We start from the raw sequence: 17,337 nt of genomic DNA on the forward strand, positions 1-17,337 counted from the left end.
TTCTTACTGCAACATTGTCATGGCTTTTTTAATAGCTGCAACCATCAAATCAATTTCGTCCTTGGTGTTATAAAATGCAAAACTAGCTCTGATGGTGCCTGGAATTTCGAAAAAATTCATAATGGGTTGTGCACAATGGTGCCCCGTTCTTACGGCTATACCAAGTTTATCAATAATTGTACCAATGTCATAAGGGTGAATTCCTTTGATATTAAACGAAATTACAGAGGCTTTTTCGGGCGTTGTGCCAAAAATTTGTAATCCTTCTATTTGAGTTAATGTTTGTGTAGCATAATCTAAAAGCATTTTTTCGTGAGCCGCAATGGCCTCAAAACCAATTTCGTTTAAATAATCGATGGCAACACCCAATACAATGCCTCCAGCAATATTTGGAGTGCCTGCCTCTAGCCTATGAGGCAATGCTGCATATATTGTTTTTTCAAAGGTTACTTCCTTAATCATTTCGCCTCCTCCCTGAAAAGGTGCTAGTGCATTAAGGTGAACTTCTTTGCCATATAAAACTCCTGTTCCCGTTGGTCCACACATTTTATGTCCAGAAAAAACATAAAAATCGCAATCCAATGCAACAACGTTGGGCCTCAAATGAGGTACTGCCTGTGCTCCATCTACTAAAATTAAGGCTCCAACTTGATGGGCTTTTTGTGCCATATAGGCCACAGGATTGAGGGTGCCTAGTGCATTTGAAATATGATTTACGGCTACTAACTTGGTTTTGTCCGATAATAATTTTTCAAACTCCGACAAAATTAAAGCTCCGTTGGCATCCATTGGAATTACCTTTAGTACCGCTCCCGTTCGTTCGCAAAGCATTTGCCAAGGCACAATATTGCTATGATGTTCTAACGCCGAAACCAAAATTTCATCCATGGGTTTTAGCCAATGGGCCATGCCGTTGGCTACTATATTGATGCTATGCGTGGTTCCAGAAGTCATTATTACTTCGTGTGGATGCAAGGCATTGAGGTGTTTTTGAATTTTTTGTCGTGCCAGTTCATAAGCGTCTGTTGCTTTTTGGCTCAAGGTATGCACCCCTCTGTGGATATTGGCATTGGTGTTTTCATAATAATGGGCAATGGCCTCTATTACAACTCGAGGTTTTTGAGACGTAGCACCATTATCAAAATAAACCAATGGTTTGTTGTTTACTTGGGTGCCCAGAATTGGGAAATCGGCTCTTATTTTTTGAATATCAAACATCTCTTTATTTAGAATTTTTCTAAATACAAAAGTAATCAATTTGATTTATAAAAAAACGGTGTTTGTTTATATTTTTGTTAAAATTGATTACCTCTATTTTTTATGAAAACCAAAACCCACTTGAAGGTTAATTTTCAAGTGGGTTTTGAAGGTTGTTTATCAAAAAAAAAATAATATATGCTACAAATTTTCAATAATTTTATCTTTTGGATATTTTACCTTGTAGCTAATTCTTATTTTCTTGCTTTCGCCAGCCTCTAGTTTGAGTTGCCATGTTAATATACCTGTTTCGGCATTGGTATTTGCTTTGCCATTTTCTAGCAATTCTATTGTAATGTCTTTGTCGGTACTGATAGGGTATTGGTCTTTGAGCAGCATGTTTATGGCTTCTTTTTTGTTGTTTTTTACCGTAAGGTCATACGTAAACATTTGTTCTTTGTAGCCAGAAAGGAATTTTGTCCCCGACTTGTCTGCTACTTTCTCTCGCTTGATGGCTATTTTTTTGTCTCTGCCCATGCTCAAATTCAGGGTGTCTGCGGTTTGGTTGGGGTTGATGGTTGTTTTGCCCACATACATTCCTTCAAAAATGATGTTGGCTTCGCCAGGCAACAAATTGAATTTAGAATAATCGCTAACCTCAGCTAATAAGAAGGCCTCTTTTTCTACTCTTGGTGCAGCATAATATTTGTAGGTTGCCGGAATTTTAAGATCTTTCAGAGCTACACTATGGGCTTTGCCGTTGGATAAAATATCGTAAGGAATGTCTATATCAAACGAAATGTTGAGTTCTTGTTCTTCAATGGAGGTATAATCGTCACTATTTTTGGTGGTTATTTCAATCACACCATAGGCTGCTTCACTGCCATAAACCGAGGTTGCATTTTCCCCTTTGAGTACGTTCATGGATTTTATGGCATTTTGATTGATGCTTTGAAAGGCTTCTTTAGAAATTATAGAACCGTTTACAACATACAAAGGTTCTGCATTTTTATCGATTGAAGCGGCTCCTCTGATTATGATCTTTTTATCAATACCAGGAGCTCCAGAAGCATCACTTATTTGCACACCAGCTACTTTTCCTTGCAAAGATTGGATTACATTTGAAGTGCTATTCAAATAACCTTGTTTGTATGAATTACCATATTTCAAAAACCACGCATTCAAAATTGGGGCGGTATTGTTTTGGGTTGGGTTGCCGCTAGAAAGGGTTAATTTTACTTTTTTCCAGTCTATTCCTGTGTTTTGGGTTACTTTTGCTTTGTATTTTAGGTTGATTGCCGTGTTGATGTTGTCGGCACGCAAATCGTAAAACGGTTGCCACGACGCATTTGCAGTAAGGTAATTGATGTCAAAATTTACGGTGCTGGTCATGTCTGCCATAACTTGCAGTATCAATTTTCCTTGCGAGGCACTTTCTTCTTTTTGGGTGTTCAATTCCAGTTTGTTGTTCAATTTTTCAAGCCTCCAATTTGTTTTGGCTTCTTTTTCTTCAATGGAATGAATGGCATTTCGCAAGTCTCGGTGTTTCAGGTTGTAGTAATCCACTAGTTTCATGAGTTCGGCAACGTTCAATCCTGTATTGGCTCCAGCCACATTTTGGTTTTTGTCTAGCAGTTCGATGCTTTTGGTATGGGCGGTTTTTTCCGTATCCAACTTACTCAATTCTTTCTGAAGTATTGCAATACTGTCTCGCACTTTTTTGATGGTTGGGTTGGTTTCGTCTATTTCAAACTCGGAAATATAATTTTTGGTAAATTGAACCGAAAGCACCGTAACATGGGCGGGCACACCAATTTGGATGGTGTTTTCATTAACATAATCGGCCACGTTTTTAACCACAATTTCACTCACCCCCATAGGCAAAGCTACTGATGTGGTGTGGTTTAGCTCGGCACCATTACTATAAACAGTTGCACTTTTGATTTTAGCGGTCGTAAAAATCGGTTTTTGAGCAAAAGAAACTGCCGAAATACCGATTAAGATTGCAAAAAGAATTTTTTTCATGTCCATACATTTTTAAGGTTTAAAAACATAGAGCCTTATTTGACACAAAAGGTTGGGACGAAACAATAATTAAAAATTCAAAATCAATTTAGCTATACTAAAATACAAAAAAATACCTATAACATCATTAGTAGTTGTGATAAAAGGTCCTGTTGCAATAGCAGGATCTATTTTATTTTTATGTAAAAAAAGAGGTACTAATGTTCCTAGCGTGGCTGCAAACAAAATAACAACAATAATAGAAATAGAAATAGCAATTCCTACTTGAATTTGACCAAACATAATGGTATGATAGCCTAAAAGGATCATCGAAATGATGGTTCCAGAAATCATTGCAACCGCAATTTCTTTGCTAAAATAATTACGACTAAATTCTTTTAGTGTGCCATTTGCCAATCCTTGTACCACAATGGCCGAAGCCTGTACCCCAATGTTGCCAGCAGTTGCCGAAAGCAAAGGAACAAATATAAACAGGGTAGTATATTTCTTAAAAGCGGCTTGGTTGTTGTCCAATACTTGCGAAGCTAGCAACTCGATAAGCATGCCCATCAAAAGCCAAGGGATTCGAGCTTTTGTGAGTTCTAAAATACTGTCGTTTGTTTCAACGTCCTGCGTAATACCTGCTGCTAATTGATAATCTTTATCGGCCTCTTCCTTGATAACGTCTATAATATCGTCAATCGTAATACGACCCACAAGCCTGCCCAATTCATCTACTACGGGGATGGCTTCCAAATCATATTTTTGCATGATTCGTGCCACTTCTACATCTTTAGTATCTACGTTTACAAAATTCAATTTCGGAATATACACATCGGCAATTTGAGTTTTGGTAGATGTAGTCAATAAATCCTTCAACGATAGCCTCCCTTTGAGGCGGTTTTCATCATCAACCACATAAATCGAATGTACTTTTGAAACGTGTTCGGCCTGAATCCGCATTTCTTTCATACAGGTAATGACACTCCAGTTTTCATTGACTTTGACTAACTCTTTCCCCATCAATCCTCCTGCTGTATCTTCGTCATAACGCAACAATTCTACAATATCTTTGGCATGCTCTACGTCCAAAAGTTCCGAGATAACCTCGTGCTTCTTAGTTTGAGACAATTCGCCAATAATATCTGCCGCATCATCTGTATCCAACTCATCCAACTCTTCGGCAATTTCTTTAGGCGACAAGCGTTTCAAAATGTTTTCTCGCAAATCGTCCTCTAGTTCCAAAAGTATTTCAGAGGTAACGTCTGACTCTAAAAGCCTAAAAATATAAGTAGCTTCATCAAAATTCAATTCGTCTAAAACCTCGGCAATATCGGCATGATGCAAATCCGACAACAAAATTTCTAGTTCGTTATCGGCTTTATTTTCAATAAGTTGTTCTATCTGAACAATTAAATCTTTGCTTATTTTAAACTCCATCGGCTTCAATTTTTTGGGTTAAAGCTATAAATTCTGCAACACTCAATTGCTCCGGACGGCTATCCAAAAGGCTGTCTTCTCGCAATTTGTCCGACAAATTTAATGTTTTCAAACTATTTCGCAATGTTTTTCGTCGTTGTTGAAAAGCGGTTTTAACCACCGTAAAAAACAATTTTTCGCCACATGGCAAACTGTAATTGTCTTTTCGTATCAATCGTAATACACCCGATTTGACTTTTGGCGGCGGATTAAAAACGTGTTCATCTACCGTAAAAAGATAGGTTGCCTCATAAAAAGCCTGTACCAATACCGATAAAATACCATAAGCTTTGCTCCCTTTTTTCTCGCAAATCCGTTCGGCTACTTCTTTTTGAAACATACCCGAAAAGGCAGGTATTTGATTTCGATATTCTAACACCCTAAACACAATTTGAGTCGAAATATTATACGGAAAATTCCCAATAATTGCCCATTGTTTGTCTTCAAATATTTTTTGAATATTGTATTTCAAAAAGTCTTCCGATATTATTTTGCCTTTCAAGGCTGGGTATTTGGCATCCAAATACGTTACAGATTCTTTGTCTATTTCTATTACATAAGTTGTTATGGGCTTGGCTAACAAATATTTGGTCAAAACCCCCATACCTGGCCCTATTTCCAACACATGATCATAACCCTCCAATTCAAGAGTGTCGGCTATGGCTTGTGCAATGCTTTCGTCTTTTAAAAAATGTTGTCCGAGGTGTTTTTTGGCTTTTACTTGTTCCATGTTTTTTAGCCCAATGGGCAAAAATTGTTTGTTAATAAAAAAAGAATTGGATAGGGTTTTAAAACGTTATTGATAGTCTGCAATTAATTCCAATTCTGTTCTAAAAGCCAACATTTTATCCCCAAAAAGTTTCAACGATGCCTCTCGAAGTTTTGGTGCATCTTCCAAATAATACCGCTCTAATGTATTTTTGCTATCGGTTGTATATTGAACCGAATAAGTAATGCCTCCCATGTCCTCTTCTATCAATACCTTGACTAGTCGGGCCGACAAAAATTTGCCCGTGGCCAGCATTTCGGGTATGTGTATGTTGTGCATCCATTGCAGCCACTGGTCGTGGACACTCTCTTGAATATTTATTGTTACATTGTATATTATCATCATTTTGTAGTGCTTTTGCTATTGTTTATAAAGCCTTATCTCCCCGTAGTTGCCTGTACTTTCGTTGGGCATCTGTGTAATAAATACTGTCTTCGTGGTGCATAATAACGGCCTCGTAGCAGGCTTTGGCCTTTGCTACATCTTGTTTTTGACTCCAGATATTTCCCGAAAAATAGTAAGCCTCGTCTGCATATATCCCATCTTGAAAGCGGTCTATAATTTGCTGATAATGTGCTAAGGCCATATCCCATTGCTCCATTGTTTCATATATTTTGCCCATTCTATACAGTGTTACTGGCACAATTTCGTCTGTAGCATGCTCGGTCAGTATTTTTTTGAAAGCCTCTAGGGCAGCCTCATTTTTGTTTTGATAAACCAAAAAGTCTGCATGGGCCAATTTTTTCAAAGCCGTTTGTGTCGAATCGGACACCGTGTTATCGCTTATCAATAAATACAAATCTATCGCATCGTTTGCAATCAATTGTGTCGAAGCCGTTTTCAATACAGACAATTGCTTGTTGGCCCATTCAAAATCCGTTTGAAAATAACTCGTTTTGGCAATTTTCAAACTCGCTTCTTGCCCGATAACATCATTCTTTAAGTCATTTTCTATTTGCGAATAATAAATCAAAGCCTGATTAAATTTTTCCTGATACAATAAAATATCGGCCAATTCCATTTTGGCTTCTCCCATTTGGGTATAACTCAACGGCAATTCCAATGCCCTTTTCAATATCATTTGGGCCTTTTCAGGATTTTTCAGATAAAATGCAACAAAATGAGCCTGCAGTTTTTGCAAATCAAACGTAATTTGATTGATACCATATTGTTGAATCCAGCCTTCTAATGCCACATCTATTGCAGCATAATCCGTAGCAACGGCCTTTTGAATTTTAATTTTTTCAATAAAATAATAAGCCTGAACTTTCAAATAAGGGTCATTCGTGTTGTCCAATACAAATTGATAAACCTCGTTGGCAGTAGCTATTTCGCCTTCATTTGCTGCCATTTGTGCTAAATTGATGAGGTTTGAAAACATATCAGGACTGCGTTTATAAATCGCTTTTTCCTGTATAAATGCCTTGCCAAAATCTTTTTGTTGCACAAAATGCCAACTCAAAAATTGGTTCCAAAAAATGTCTTGGGCCTTTTGTGTTCGCAAAATCAATGCCTTTTTCAATACATCGGCAAAATGTCCTGAAGCATCCTCTGCCAAATACCTCGACAACGCATTCTGAATAACAGGCAGCATACCAGGATTGGCAGCAGACTCGTCCAACAGCTTCTCTACCATCAAATCCGATTGTCCTTTTTGGCCATAAAGCACGGCCATTTGAAAATTAAAATTAAAATTCGGATTCAAGGAAACTCCCAGTTGATAGGCTTGCAATGCCTCATTTACCAACGATTTTTGTTCAAAACAACTAGCCACCCCATACACCTCATCTGGATTTTTTTGAATCATTGCCATCGCCTTTTGATAATATTTTTGGGCTTGCTCTTCGTTTTTTTGCCGCTGATAATTGTAGCCCAACTCTATCCACAATACAGCTATCGGATGGCCGTCGAGCTTACTTTCTATCCGCTTTTGGGCTTCGTCATATTTTTCCAGCTGTTGCAAACACGCTATCGTTTTCAAAAAATAGGTAGCATTTTGCGGCATGTCTTTGCTCAAGGCCTCATAACTCAATTGTGCTTTTTCAAATTCGCCTTTGTCAAAATAATATTGTGCCAATTGTTCGTTTTGAGACAAAACCAACAACGAGTGCAAAAAAATTATTAAACACAGACAATACTTGAATTTCATATTTCTAATCAATATTTATTTTTTATCGTGGCTTCTCATAATATATTTTCAAAAAAACAGGCAAAATAAATAACAACACCATTTGTTACATCCAAAAAAAAAATTGGGCGTGCCCCACCGTAAACTACGGGTCGGGCTATCCGTTTCAAACAACGTTCATTGAACTCCAAAAGAAATATCATATTGTGAAATAATCTTTTTTGCCCAAAAAAAGGGCAAAATAAGGATTTCCACTGCTATCCCTCACGCAAATCCAAACAACATTTCAAATGCCCGCTTTCAAAACAGCTTGTCATTTCAATCCCAAAACAATGGCTTTCTAAAAATTTGTTTCACACAAATGTAAAACCACAACATGCTTTTGCAATAATTAAAAATACCGCTTAATCTATGAGGTCAAATCCACAATACCTTCTCAAAACTTCTGGAATTACAATACCCTCGGGCGTTTGATAATTTTCTAAAATCCCAGCCAAAACCCTTGGCAAAGCCAGCGAGCTTCCGTTTAAAGTGTGTGCCAAATGGTTTTTCCCTTCCTTGTCTTTAAACCGCAATTTCAAACGATTAGACTGAAAAGTTTCAAAATTGGACACCGAACTGATTTCCAACCAACGATCCTGAGCTGTCGAAAAAACTTCAAAATCATAAGTCAAAGACGATGCAAATCCCATATCGCCACCACACAACCTCAAAATTCGATAAGGCAATTTCAATTCATTCAAAATATCCTTCACGTGTTCTACCATGCCTTCAAGCGCTTCATAAGATCGATCAGGATGTTCAATTCTTACAATTTCTACTTTGTCAAATTGATGCAATCTGTTGAGCCCCCTAACATGAGCTCCCCACGATCCTGCCTCTCGTCTAAAACAAGGTGTATAACCCGTACACAAAACAGGCAGTTCGTTTTCGTTCAAAATCACATCTCTAAATATATTAGTAACAGGCACTTCTGCCGTGGGTATCAAATACAAATCGTCTTTGGCATCATGATACATCTGCCCCTCTTTGTCGGGCAATTGCCCCGTACCATAAGCCGAAGCTTCGTTCACCAAATGAGGCACTTGGTATTCTTTATAGCCCGCATCGGTATTTTTATCTAAAAAATAAGCTATCAAGGCCCGTTGCAATTTGGCTCCTTTGCCTTTATATACAGGAAAACCAGGTGCTGTGATTTTGGTACCAAGCTCAAAATCAACAATATCATATTTTTTTATCAAATCCCAATGTGGCAACGCCCCTTCATATAAGGTTGGAATATCGCCCGTTTGAAAAATATTCAAATTGTCGTCGGCAGATTGGCCTTCTGGCACAATATCGGCAGGCAAATTTGGAAGCGTATATAATTTTTCTGTAAGCTGCTGCGACAATCGCTCGGTTATTTCGGCAAGTTCTTTGCTTTTTTCTTTCAGCGAAACCGTTTTGGCTTTTAATATTTCGGCTTTGGCTTTTTCGCCGTTTTTCATCAAATCGCCAATATCCTTCGATAATTTATTAGATTCAGACAAAATAGTATCTAAAGCCACTTGCGAAGCCCGACGGTTTTCATCTAATTCAACGATTTCTTTCACAACAGCTCTAGCGTCAAGATGTCTTTTGGCCAAGGCTTTGATTACTTTTTCTTGATTGTCTCTAATAAATGCAGTTTGTAACATTGTTTTTTGTTTTAAATAATGCCAGCAAATTTAAGGAATTTGTTTTTATTATTGCCTATTGCTTGCTATTTTAAAACATAAACATTTTTTTGTAAAAAAACACATCCATACCATAACGCTAATTACAGTCCTACAACCCGATGCGTCGCACTTAAATAGACAATAAAAATCCTATTTTATTTGTAATACAAAAGCAAAATTTGAGCCATAAAACCTCACAATTACAGATTATTATATCCAAAACCATCGGGTATAATACATATTAGGAATAAAAAATCAAAGATGGTTTAAAATAGGAAACAAAAATAAGAAATTATTTTGTATGATTTGAAAAAAGAGATATTCAAATGCCTCAAAAATATTGAATTAAAACTTTTGATAAATTAATTTAAAATTCTGGTTTTCAATTATTTTGAATGATTAAAGTTGCACTTTTTTGAAAATGAAAGGCCACAAAAATATATTGCCAATTGATGGTAATTATAGGGAAATAAAAAACAGACGCTTCAAATATTTGATGGAATTGTCATGGGGTTATATTGCATAAATAATATCAGAATTTAATGTAATAATATTTTAAAAATTAGTATTAATTTAATAATATTAAGATTTGAAATAGTTTGAAAGTATTGTTATCTTTGTGCTTTCAAAACAACAACACAACAACAATATTATGAACATTCACATCATTGGAGGGGGCAACTTGGGGGTGGCCATTGCTTTGGGTATTTCAAAATTTTTCAAAGGGAATAAAGTTACCGTAACCCGCAGAAACATTGACAAAATAAGTTATTTAGAAAAAGAAGGTATTCAAGTATCGTCAAACAATACCACACATATTTCGGAAGCTGATATTGTTATTTTGACTATAAAACCCTATCAGGTTCAGGCGGTGCTAGAAGAAATTTTGCCCCATTTGAATCAAGCCACTATAGCATCGGCCGTAAGTGGCTTGTCTATCGAGGAAATACAAGCAATAACAGGCACACAACATGCAATTGTACATATAATGCCTAATATTGCAGCCCGTTTTGGCGAGTCGGCTACTTGTATATCCTATTTGCCAAAAGACAAAGACAAGGCTGAAAAAGTGATTACATTATTTGATTATTTAGGCACCGTATCTGTTATAGACGAAAAATTGATGGATGCAGCCACGGTTTTGGGAGCCTGCGGAACGGCTTATGCCCTACGATACATAAGAGCCTCGATGCAAGCGGGAATAGAAATTGGTTTTGATGCTCAAACGGCATTGGCCATTGCCTCGCAAACCGCCAAAGGTGCCGCAACAATGGCCTTGGTCGAAAAAATACATCCCGAGCAGTTGATTGATCGGGTAACAACCCCACAAGGTTGTACTATTGTGGGCCTCAACGAAATGGAACACGAAGGGTTTAGTTCGTCGTTGATAAAAGGTATTAAAACCTCTTTACAAAAAATAGTGGGTTAATTTATTTTTAAAAAAATTATACGCATTAGAACACCTCTGATGCGTTTTTTTATATCAAAGCATGAGCAAAAAAATAGCAGTATTGGGTTGTGGTTGGTTAGGATTTCCATTGTGCAAAGCTTTTATCAAACAAGGGTTTGAAGTAAATGGCACTACAACAACAGCATCAAAAGTAACGGAGCTTAAAGAGGCGGGTATCGTTCCGTTTTGTATTTCACTCGATAGCGAGGGCGTTCGTGGTGATATAGCCACATTTTTAGAAGGGGTTTCGGTATTGGTTATCAATATTCCGCCACAGCTTCGAAAAGCAAACTCAAGGGGCACCGAGCAGGTTTTTGTTCAAAAAATACAAAACCTTTTGCCTTATATAGAACATAGTGGAGTGAGCAAAGTACTTTTTGTGAGTTCGACATCGGTATATGCTGATAGTACTATGATTATTACAGAGCAAACGCCTCCAAACCCTATAACCGAAAGTGGCCAACAGCTTGCCATTGTAGAAGACTTGTTGCAGTCTAATGGGGCATTTGAAACTACAATTGTTCGATTTGGAGGGCTTGTTGGTCCTAAAAGACACCCCGTTTGGAGTCTTTCTGGACAACAAAACATTGCCAATCCAGAGGCACCAATACTATTGATTCATCTAAAAAATGCTATCGAAATACTGATGCAAATTGTAGTCAAAAATGTTTGGAACACCCTTTTTAATGCGGTTGCTCCTTACCATCCGAGTAAGAAAATGTTTTATCAATCGTTGGCTCAAAAATGGCATTTGCCCATGCCCGAGTTTGATGACCAATCAGTATCTAAATTAAAATACATAGCCAATTATCGTTTAACTAAAGTGCTGCATTATCATTTTGACCACCACCATTTAGATGATTTAGAATTTTAACGTTTAAAACAATCATGATGTCGTTAAAATAAATTATTTTTGCTCAACTAATATTGAGTGCTTTTGTACAATTCTAACACCTTTTTTGAAATGACTATTCCATTAAAAACCTTTTTATCTTCAAAAATTCAACAAATTGGTTTGCCTATTTTGGCCCTTTGTTGGGTTAGTATTGTTTGGGGAACTACTTGGGTAGCGTCAAAAGAAGGGGTACAACACATGCCCGCATTGCAACTGGCAGGTATGAGGCAATTTTTGGGTGGGTTGTTGTACATTTTGTTTTTTACTTATAAAAAAGCTCCTTGGCCAAAAGGCAAACAATGGAAAATGATTGTCATTTTGAGTATATTGAATTTTGTGTTGAGCAATGGATTGAGTACCTGGGGTGTAAAGTATATTAGTAGTGGTTTGGGGGCCATTATTGGGGCTTGTGTACCTTTATGGATTTTGATAATCAATATATCTAGGGGGCAAAAAGCTACAGCACTTGCCATTACAGGATTTGTGGTTAGTTTTTCGGGGGTGTGTGTTATTTTTTATGATCATTTGGCCGATTTTTTGAATCCTGATTTTAGTTTTGGAATCATTATTTCTATTATTTCTACCATTACATGGGCTTTTGGCAGTTTATATACCAAGAAAAAAGCAGCCGATTTTAATCCTTATTTTGGGTTAGGAATTCAAATGTTTATTTCTAGTTTGTTGCTATTTGCTTTTGTGGGAGCAACAGGAACTGGAGTTAATGTTTTGAAAATACCCGCCATTTCGTGGTTGAGTATTGCATATTTGGTGGTATTTGGTTCTATTCTTACATTTATTGCCTTTATTTATGCCTTACAACATTTGCCTCCCGATGTTAATAGTATTTATGCCTATATCAATCCAATAGTAGCGGTTTTGTTGGGAGCGGTTTTGTTTGACGAAAAATTAACGGTAGCCCTTGCTATTGGTGGTTTTGTTACGCTTGTGGGGATTTATATTGTAAACCGTTCGATGAAAAAAAATGCCTCATTTTAGTACGAATGTATGTTTGGTAGTAGTTGGTATCACTAGCCCAGATAGCAGTGGAAATCCTTTTCTTTTTTTTCTTTAAAAAAAGAAAAGATTGTAACGAATAGCTGGAAATAGCTCCAAATAAAAAACCCCGACTTCTTCACGAAATTGGGGTTTTCAATTCTTTACTAGTCTAACAACTAATCACTAACAACTAATATCTGTAATATTCTGGTTTGAAAGGGCCTTGAACCTCGACACCAATATACGCTGCTTGCTCTGGACGAAGAGTTTCTAGCTCTACCCCTAATTTTGCTAAGTGCAAGGCGGCAACTTTTTCGTCTAAATGTTTTGGTAACATGTAAACGTCGTTGTTGTAAGCTGCACTGTTTTTCCACAATTCGATTTGAGCCAAGGTTTGGTTTGTAAACGAGTTACTCATTACAAAACTTGGGTGTCCTGTGGCACAACCAAGGTTTACCAAACGACCTTCGGCCAAGATGATGATGTCTTTTCCGTTTACGTTGTAGATATCGACTTGTGGTTTTACTTCGTTTTTGGTATGACCAAAGTTTTGGTTTAACCAAGCCATGTCTATTTCGTTGTCAAAGTGTCCGATGTTACATACAATGGTTTTGTCTTTCATTTTTTCGAAATGAGCACCCAAAACAATGTCTTTATTTCCTGTTGTAGTAATGATAATGTCTGCATTTGCAATAACGGTATCCAATCTTTTTACTTCAAAACCGTCCATTGCAGCTTGCAAAGCACAAATTGGGTCAATTTCAGTAACGGTTACAATAGAACCAGCGCCACGGAAAGAGGCTGCAGAGCCTTTACCTACGTCGCCATAGCCACAAACGACAACTCTTTTTCCGGCCAACATGATATCAGTTGCACGACGAACAGCATCAACAGCCGATTCTTTACAACCGTATTTGTTGTCAAATTTCGATTTGGTAACCGAGTCATTTACGTTAATTGCTGGCATTGGCAATGTTCCTGCTTTTACTCTTTCATATAATCTATGTACTCCTGTTGTAGTTTCTTCAGACAATCCTTTGATACCTTCTACTAAATGAGGGTAACGGTCGATAACCATATTGGTCAAATCGCCACCATCGTCCAAAATCATGTTCAACGGTTGTCTGTCTTCGCCAAAGAATAAGGTTTGCTCGATACACCAGTCAAAATCTTCTTCGTTTAATCCTTTCCAAGCATATACTTGGATTCCAGCAGCAGCAATTGCAGCAGCAGCCTGGTCTTGAGTTGAGAAAATGTTACAAGAAGACCAAGTTACCTCAGCTCCCAAAGCAATCAAAGTTTCGATCAAAACGGCAGTTTGTATGGTCATGTGCAAGCAACCCGCAATACGAGCTCCTTTTAAGGGTTGTTCGGCTGCATATTCTGCACGAAGTGCCATCAAACCTGGCATTTCAGCTTCGGCCAATTGAATTTCTTTTCTTCCCCATGCTGCTAGAGAAATGTCTTTTACTTTGTAAGCCACATAAGGCATAGATGTAGTAGTACTCATTTATTGTATATTTGTAGATTTAATTTTTTTGCAAAATTACATAATAAGTTATGAATTTAAAAATTTTTATCAAAAATTGTGAATTGTTTATTATGCTAACATTTTGAAATCCAAATATTTTGAATTAAATTTGCTTTTATAATTAGTCTTATGCCTTTATTAAAAATCATAGATCATTCGCCAGAAACCCAAATTTTTGTTTGGAAAATAACAGAAAAACTTACAGATTTAAAAACTACAATTGAGTTAAAACCTGAAAGTGCCTCCCGATTGCAAGGAATGCAATCTGAAGTGCATCAAAAAGCTTTTTTGTGTGTAAGGCATTTGCTGCTACTGGCGGGCTACTTGGATGTTGATTTGTGGTATGATGATTCGGGCAAACCCCATTTATCCGACGGAAAATATATTTCTATTAGTCATTCGCACGACTTGGCTTGTCTAATTATTAGCCGTCAAAAAGTGGGGATAGATGTAGAGTTGCAACGGGATAAGATTCTGAAAATTGCAAACAAATTTATCGATTTTCAAAAAATGAATTTTATAACCAACAGTGCCGAAAATCTGATTGTTTTGACACATATTTGGGGAGCAAAAGAAGCTATATTTAAAATTCAAAATCAAAAAGGAATCAGTTTTAAAGACCATATTCAGGTAGCTGCTTTTCAAAAAAACGATTTGAAAACCAAGGCTGTTTTAGAGTTTGAAAATACGACAACCCGCTTTGATGTGTATGTTCAAGAGGTTGAAAATTTTTGTTTGGTTTATGCGTTTATTTCAGAAACCGACCAAAACAATTCGCCCTTTATTTAACCCAAAAGCAAGTTCATGAAACCAATATATGAAGCCTTTTTGGCCTCCAAAAAAAAGAATCAAAAAGGGTTAGCTATTTTGATAGATCCCGATAAAATAGCCTTAGAAAACCTTAATTTATTATTATTAAAAATCCAAAAAACACCGGCAACCCACTTGTTTGTTGGTGGAAGTAGCGTGAGCAACAACATAATAGATCAAATAATTATTGAGGCAAAAAAGCATTTGAACATTCCAATATTGTTGTTTCCAGGTCATCCATCACAAATATCAAAACATGCCGACGGGATTTTGTTTTTGTCATTAATTTCGGGTCGCAACCCAGATTATTTGATAGATTTTCAGGTGCAATCAGTACCCATTTTGAGTCAAACCAATCTTGAAATTATTGCTACAAGTTATATTTTAATAGACGGAGGTTGTACAACGGCCGTTGAAAGGGTGAGCCAAACGACCCCTATGAGCCAAGACAACCCCAGCTATATTGCTCAAACAGCCCGAGCAGGCGAAATGATGGGAAGCCAATATGTTTATTTAGAAGCGGGTAGCGGAGCCATCAAATCGGTGTCGGAAGATATAATCAAACAAGTAAGACAACACATTTCGATACCCATTATTGTTGGCGGGGGCATCAAAAACCAAGCACAAATAACAGCCATATATCAGGCGGGTGCAGACCTAGTTGTTATTGGTACGGCTTTTGAAAACGACAATCATTTTTTTGAAAATTTATTTTTGTTTTGATTAAAATTCAGCAACGGCCTAATGTTGTATTCCAAAAAGAGTATCAAAAAAAAACCAGTCATATAACAGAGCATGTCCAACCAAGAAAACGAATGGCCCAATACGATTTGAAGCCATTGGACGTTTTGCAAATGTAACGTTTTGAGAATGGCAATATATTGTAAAAATTCGATAAAAAAACACATTAATAAAACAGCAAAAGCCATTTTGAGCACATTGGTTTTTAAAAAAATTTTAAAAAAACAATACAATAAAATAACTACCAAAACATCGCCCAAATAAGGCCTAACAAATGAATCGTGAACAAAAACAGCTATGCAAACTTCTGTTATAAAAAGCAACACAGCAAAATACAGGTATGATGCATTGAAACCTATCATTAGTAAAAATTTTATAAAAACAAAATTAATAAAAAATCAAGAAAAAAATAATTTATCTATTGTAATAATTCCGCCATTTTCTTAGAGTATTGCGGCTAATTTTAAAATGTAAAGAGGTTTGATAATCCGTTAGAGCATATTCTTTTTGATATGACAAAACCTTTGTAATTGAGTTTTCGTCATAAGACCTCAATTTTTGATTTTCAAAGTTATGACTTTTTGAATGAAGATTGATTTCTTGATCAAAATTGATAATGTCTAAATTTGATACGTTTTCTTTTTTTAAAAAACTCAAATCTTTCTTCAAATTCGATATAATTTTTTCGTCAAACATGTCCGAATATAATTGATAATAATTAGGTTTCATAATATTAAAAAGTTTTTAGTTCATAAAGTTTATTCAAAGCAAATCCATTATTTTTCATCACTACTAGCAAACAAGCTTATAGGTGTCAAAAATTTATGGTGAATCAATTTCAGACGTTGTAGTTGTTTAGGCTTGATTTTAAAAAATAGCGAAACTTCATTGTCGTCTAAATGATTGCACCGTTGAAACGCCAAGATTTCGGATATTTCGTTTCTGTTAAATATTTTTCTTTTTGATTTTACTTTTATATAAGTCATCAATTCTAGTTGTTTAATTTATAATCTATTACTGTTTCTTTTCTGAGCCAATTGTAAATAGTAGTTCTAGGAATATTATACTTGTCCATAACTTCATTAATTGTAAATTTATTTTTATTTATACCGTCTAATATATAATTCTTAATTTGAACAGTGTACACATTTTTTTTAAAAAAACCTTGCATATTTTTATCAGCTTGTTTGCGAACACTAGTAGAAATACCATGATATAGAATAAGATGCCCCGTGTAATATCTAAAAAAATCGTATTTCAATAATTTACACCATTTGAGTAACTGTTCAGAATCTAAACTCTTATCTAAAAACATTTTTTCTACATCGTCTATAGAACATTTAAAATATTTTGCAATTCGTTCTAACGAAATATTTTGTTCCTCAACAGATTGTTCTAAAATGGAACCAATATGAATATTTTTTGTATTTTTTTTCATAAAAAATAAATTTAATAAGTTTTATTGTAAATTAATTTTAAAATCCCTAAACGTACCTGACCTATTTTATAATAAATTTTTATAATAAAATTTATGCAATTGTTATTAATAAAAAATTCCTGAGCCTAATCCAAACAAACCAAAAAATTCTTGAACTTAAATTTGTTTTTCCTTTTTGTATTGTTGTGTCAAATTTATATAC

General features: G+C 35.9%; 16 protein-coding genes. 5 read left to right on the forward strand and 11 right to left on the reverse strand.

Annotated elements, in window-relative coordinates:
- Positions 1-3: 3 nt before the first annotated feature.
- The 7 genes from FBFL15_RS15450 to serS form a co-directional block, all read right to left on the reverse strand.
- Entirely contained in the window at positions 4-1,218 is a 1,215-nt protein-coding gene (locus FBFL15_RS15450; protein ID WP_014085442.1) for an aminotransferase class V-fold PLP-dependent enzyme, read from the reverse strand.
- Positions 1,219-1,398: 180 nt separating this feature from the next.
- Positions 1,399-3,228, reverse strand: coding sequence for a DUF4139 domain-containing protein (locus FBFL15_RS15455; protein ID WP_014085443.1), 1,830 nt, complete (start codon positions 3,226-3,228; stop codon positions 1,399-1,401).
- A 63-nt stretch (positions 3,229-3,291) separates the two neighbouring features.
- Entirely contained in the window at positions 3,292-4,641 is a 1,350-nt protein-coding gene (mgtE, locus tag FBFL15_RS15460; protein WP_014085444.1) for a magnesium transporter, read from the reverse strand.
- Positions 4,631-5,410 (reverse strand): 16S rRNA (adenine(1518)-N(6)/adenine(1519)-N(6))-dimethyltransferase RsmA, encoded by a 780-nt coding sequence (gene rsmA / locus FBFL15_RS15465; protein WP_014085445.1) that lies wholly within the window; start codon positions 5,408-5,410, stop codon positions 4,631-4,633. The genes mgtE and rsmA overlap by 11 nt, the downstream gene beginning before the upstream one ends.
- 66 nt (positions 5,411-5,476) lie before the next feature.
- On the reverse strand, positions 5,477-5,791 hold the full coding sequence (locus tag FBFL15_RS15470) for a DUF4286 family protein (protein WP_044032642.1): 315 nt from the start codon (positions 5,789-5,791) through the stop codon (positions 5,477-5,479).
- 25 nt (positions 5,792-5,816) lie between these two features.
- The gene (locus tag FBFL15_RS15475) at positions 5,817-7,598 is read right to left on the reverse strand and encodes a tetratricopeptide repeat protein (protein ID WP_014085447.1); all 1,782 of its coding nucleotides are present in this window, start codon (positions 7,596-7,598) and stop codon (positions 5,817-5,819) included.
- A gap of 383 nt (positions 7,599-7,981) precedes the next feature.
- Positions 7,982-9,253, reverse strand: coding sequence for a serine--tRNA ligase (gene serS, locus FBFL15_RS15480; protein WP_014085448.1), 1,272 nt, complete (start codon positions 9,251-9,253; stop codon positions 7,982-7,984).
- A 673-nt stretch (positions 9,254-9,926) separates the two neighbouring features.
- Here serS and proC point away from each other — a divergent pair.
- The 3 genes from proC (at position 9,927) to FBFL15_RS15495 (ending at position 12,615) form a co-directional block, all read left to right on the forward strand.
- On the forward strand, positions 9,927-10,703 hold the full coding sequence (gene proC / locus FBFL15_RS15485) for a pyrroline-5-carboxylate reductase (RefSeq protein ID WP_014085449.1): 777 nt from the start codon (positions 9,927-9,929) through the stop codon (positions 10,701-10,703).
- Between the two features lie 61 nt (positions 10,704-10,764).
- Positions 10,765-11,598 carry an NAD-dependent epimerase/dehydratase family protein gene (locus FBFL15_RS15490; protein WP_014085450.1) on the forward strand — a complete coding sequence of 278 codons (834 nt, stop codon included), beginning with the start codon at positions 10,765-10,767 and terminating at the stop codon, positions 11,596-11,598.
- A 90-nt stretch (positions 11,599-11,688) separates the two neighbouring features.
- Positions 11,689-12,615, forward strand: coding sequence for a DMT family transporter (locus FBFL15_RS15495; RefSeq protein ID WP_014085451.1), 927 nt, complete (start codon positions 11,689-11,691; stop codon positions 12,613-12,615).
- A 190-nt stretch (positions 12,616-12,805) separates the two neighbouring features.
- Here FBFL15_RS15495 and ahcY read toward each other — a convergent pair whose 3' ends face one another.
- The gene (gene ahcY / locus FBFL15_RS15500) at positions 12,806-14,125 is read right to left on the reverse strand and encodes an adenosylhomocysteinase (RefSeq protein WP_014085452.1); all 1,320 of its coding nucleotides are present in this window, start codon (positions 14,123-14,125) and stop codon (positions 12,806-12,808) included.
- Positions 14,126-14,275: 150 nt separating this feature from the next.
- Here ahcY and FBFL15_RS15505 point away from each other — a divergent pair, with 150 nt between their 5' ends.
- Complete coding sequence (locus tag FBFL15_RS15505) at positions 14,276-14,935, forward strand: 4'-phosphopantetheinyl transferase family protein (protein ID WP_014085453.1); 660 nt, start codon at positions 14,276-14,278, stop codon at positions 14,933-14,935.
- Between the two features lie 15 nt (positions 14,936-14,950).
- The gene (locus tag FBFL15_RS15510) at positions 14,951-15,679 is read left to right on the forward strand and encodes a phosphoglycerol geranylgeranyltransferase (protein ID WP_014085454.1); all 729 of its coding nucleotides are present in this window, start codon (positions 14,951-14,953) and stop codon (positions 15,677-15,679) included.
- On the opposite strand, the gene FBFL15_RS15515 is transcribed toward FBFL15_RS15510, so the two are convergent.
- The 3 genes from FBFL15_RS15515 to FBFL15_RS15525 all read right to left on the reverse strand — a co-directional run bounded on the left by FBFL15_RS15515 (position 15,649) and on the right by FBFL15_RS15525 (position 17,135).
- A complete protein-coding gene (locus FBFL15_RS15515) occupies positions 15,649-16,059 on the reverse strand; it encodes a ribosomal maturation YjgA family protein (protein ID WP_014085455.1) in 411 nt (136 codons plus the stop codon). The genes FBFL15_RS15510 and FBFL15_RS15515 overlap by 31 nt on opposite strands.
- A gap of 52 nt (positions 16,060-16,111) precedes the next feature.
- Positions 16,112-16,426: a hypothetical protein gene (locus FBFL15_RS15520; protein ID WP_014085456.1), complete on the reverse strand. Its 315-nt coding sequence runs from the start codon at positions 16,424-16,426 to the stop codon at positions 16,112-16,114.
- A 262-nt stretch (positions 16,427-16,688) separates the two neighbouring features.
- On the reverse strand, positions 16,689-17,135 hold the full coding sequence (locus FBFL15_RS15525) for a transposase (protein WP_014085458.1): 447 nt from the start codon (positions 17,133-17,135) through the stop codon (positions 16,689-16,691).
- Positions 17,136-17,337: the final 202 nt, after the last annotated feature.

This window comes from Flavobacterium branchiophilum FL-15 (genome assembly GCF_000253275.1).
Classification (GTDB): domain Bacteria; phylum Bacteroidota; class Bacteroidia; order Flavobacteriales; family Flavobacteriaceae; genus Flavobacterium; species Flavobacterium branchiophilum.

Coding starts and splice junctions, on each gene's coding strand:
- FBFL15_RS15495 (WP_014085451.1), top strand. CDS start 11,689: ATGACTATTCCATTAAAAACCTTTTTATCTTCAAAAATTCAACAAATT.
- FBFL15_RS15490 (WP_014085450.1), top strand. CDS start 10,765: ATGAGCAAAAAAATAGCAGTATTGGGTTGTGGTTGGTTAGGATTTCCA.
- FBFL15_RS15475 (WP_014085447.1), bottom strand. CDS start 7,598: ATGAAATTCAAGTATTGTCTGTGTTTAATAATTTTTTTGCACTCGTTG.
- serS (WP_014085448.1), bottom strand. CDS start 9,253: ATGTTACAAACTGCATTTATTAGAGACAATCAAGAAAAAGTAATCAAA.
- FBFL15_RS15470 (WP_044032642.1), bottom strand. CDS start 5,791: ATGATAATATACAATGTAACAATAAATATTCAAGAGAGTGTCCACGAC.
- FBFL15_RS15510 (WP_014085454.1), top strand. CDS start 14,951: ATGAAACCAATATATGAAGCCTTTTTGGCCTCCAAAAAAAAGAATCAA.
- rsmA (WP_014085445.1), bottom strand. CDS start 5,410: ATGGAACAAGTAAAAGCCAAAAAACACCTCGGACAACATTTTTTAAAA.
- ahcY (WP_014085452.1), bottom strand. CDS start 14,125: ATGAGTACTACTACATCTATGCCTTATGTGGCTTACAAAGTAAAAGAC.
- FBFL15_RS15455 (WP_014085443.1), bottom strand. CDS start 3,228: ATGGACATGAAAAAAATTCTTTTTGCAATCTTAATCGGTATTTCGGCA.
- FBFL15_RS15515 (WP_014085455.1), bottom strand. CDS start 16,059: ATGATAGGTTTCAATGCATCATACCTGTATTTTGCTGTGTTGCTTTTT.
- FBFL15_RS15525 (WP_014085458.1), bottom strand. CDS start 17,135: ATGAAAAAAAATACAAAAAATATTCATATTGGTTCCATTTTAGAACAA.
- mgtE (WP_014085444.1), bottom strand. CDS start 4,641: ATGGAGTTTAAAATAAGCAAAGATTTAATTGTTCAGATAGAACAACTT.
- FBFL15_RS15505 (WP_014085453.1), top strand. CDS start 14,276: ATGCCTTTATTAAAAATCATAGATCATTCGCCAGAAACCCAAATTTTT.
- proC (WP_014085449.1), top strand. CDS start 9,927: ATGAACATTCACATCATTGGAGGGGGCAACTTGGGGGTGGCCATTGCT.
- FBFL15_RS15520 (WP_014085456.1), bottom strand. CDS start 16,426: ATGAAACCTAATTATTATCAATTATATTCGGACATGTTTGACGAAAAA.
- FBFL15_RS15450 (WP_014085442.1), bottom strand. CDS start 1,218: ATGTTTGATATTCAAAAAATAAGAGCCGATTTCCCAATTCTGGGCACC.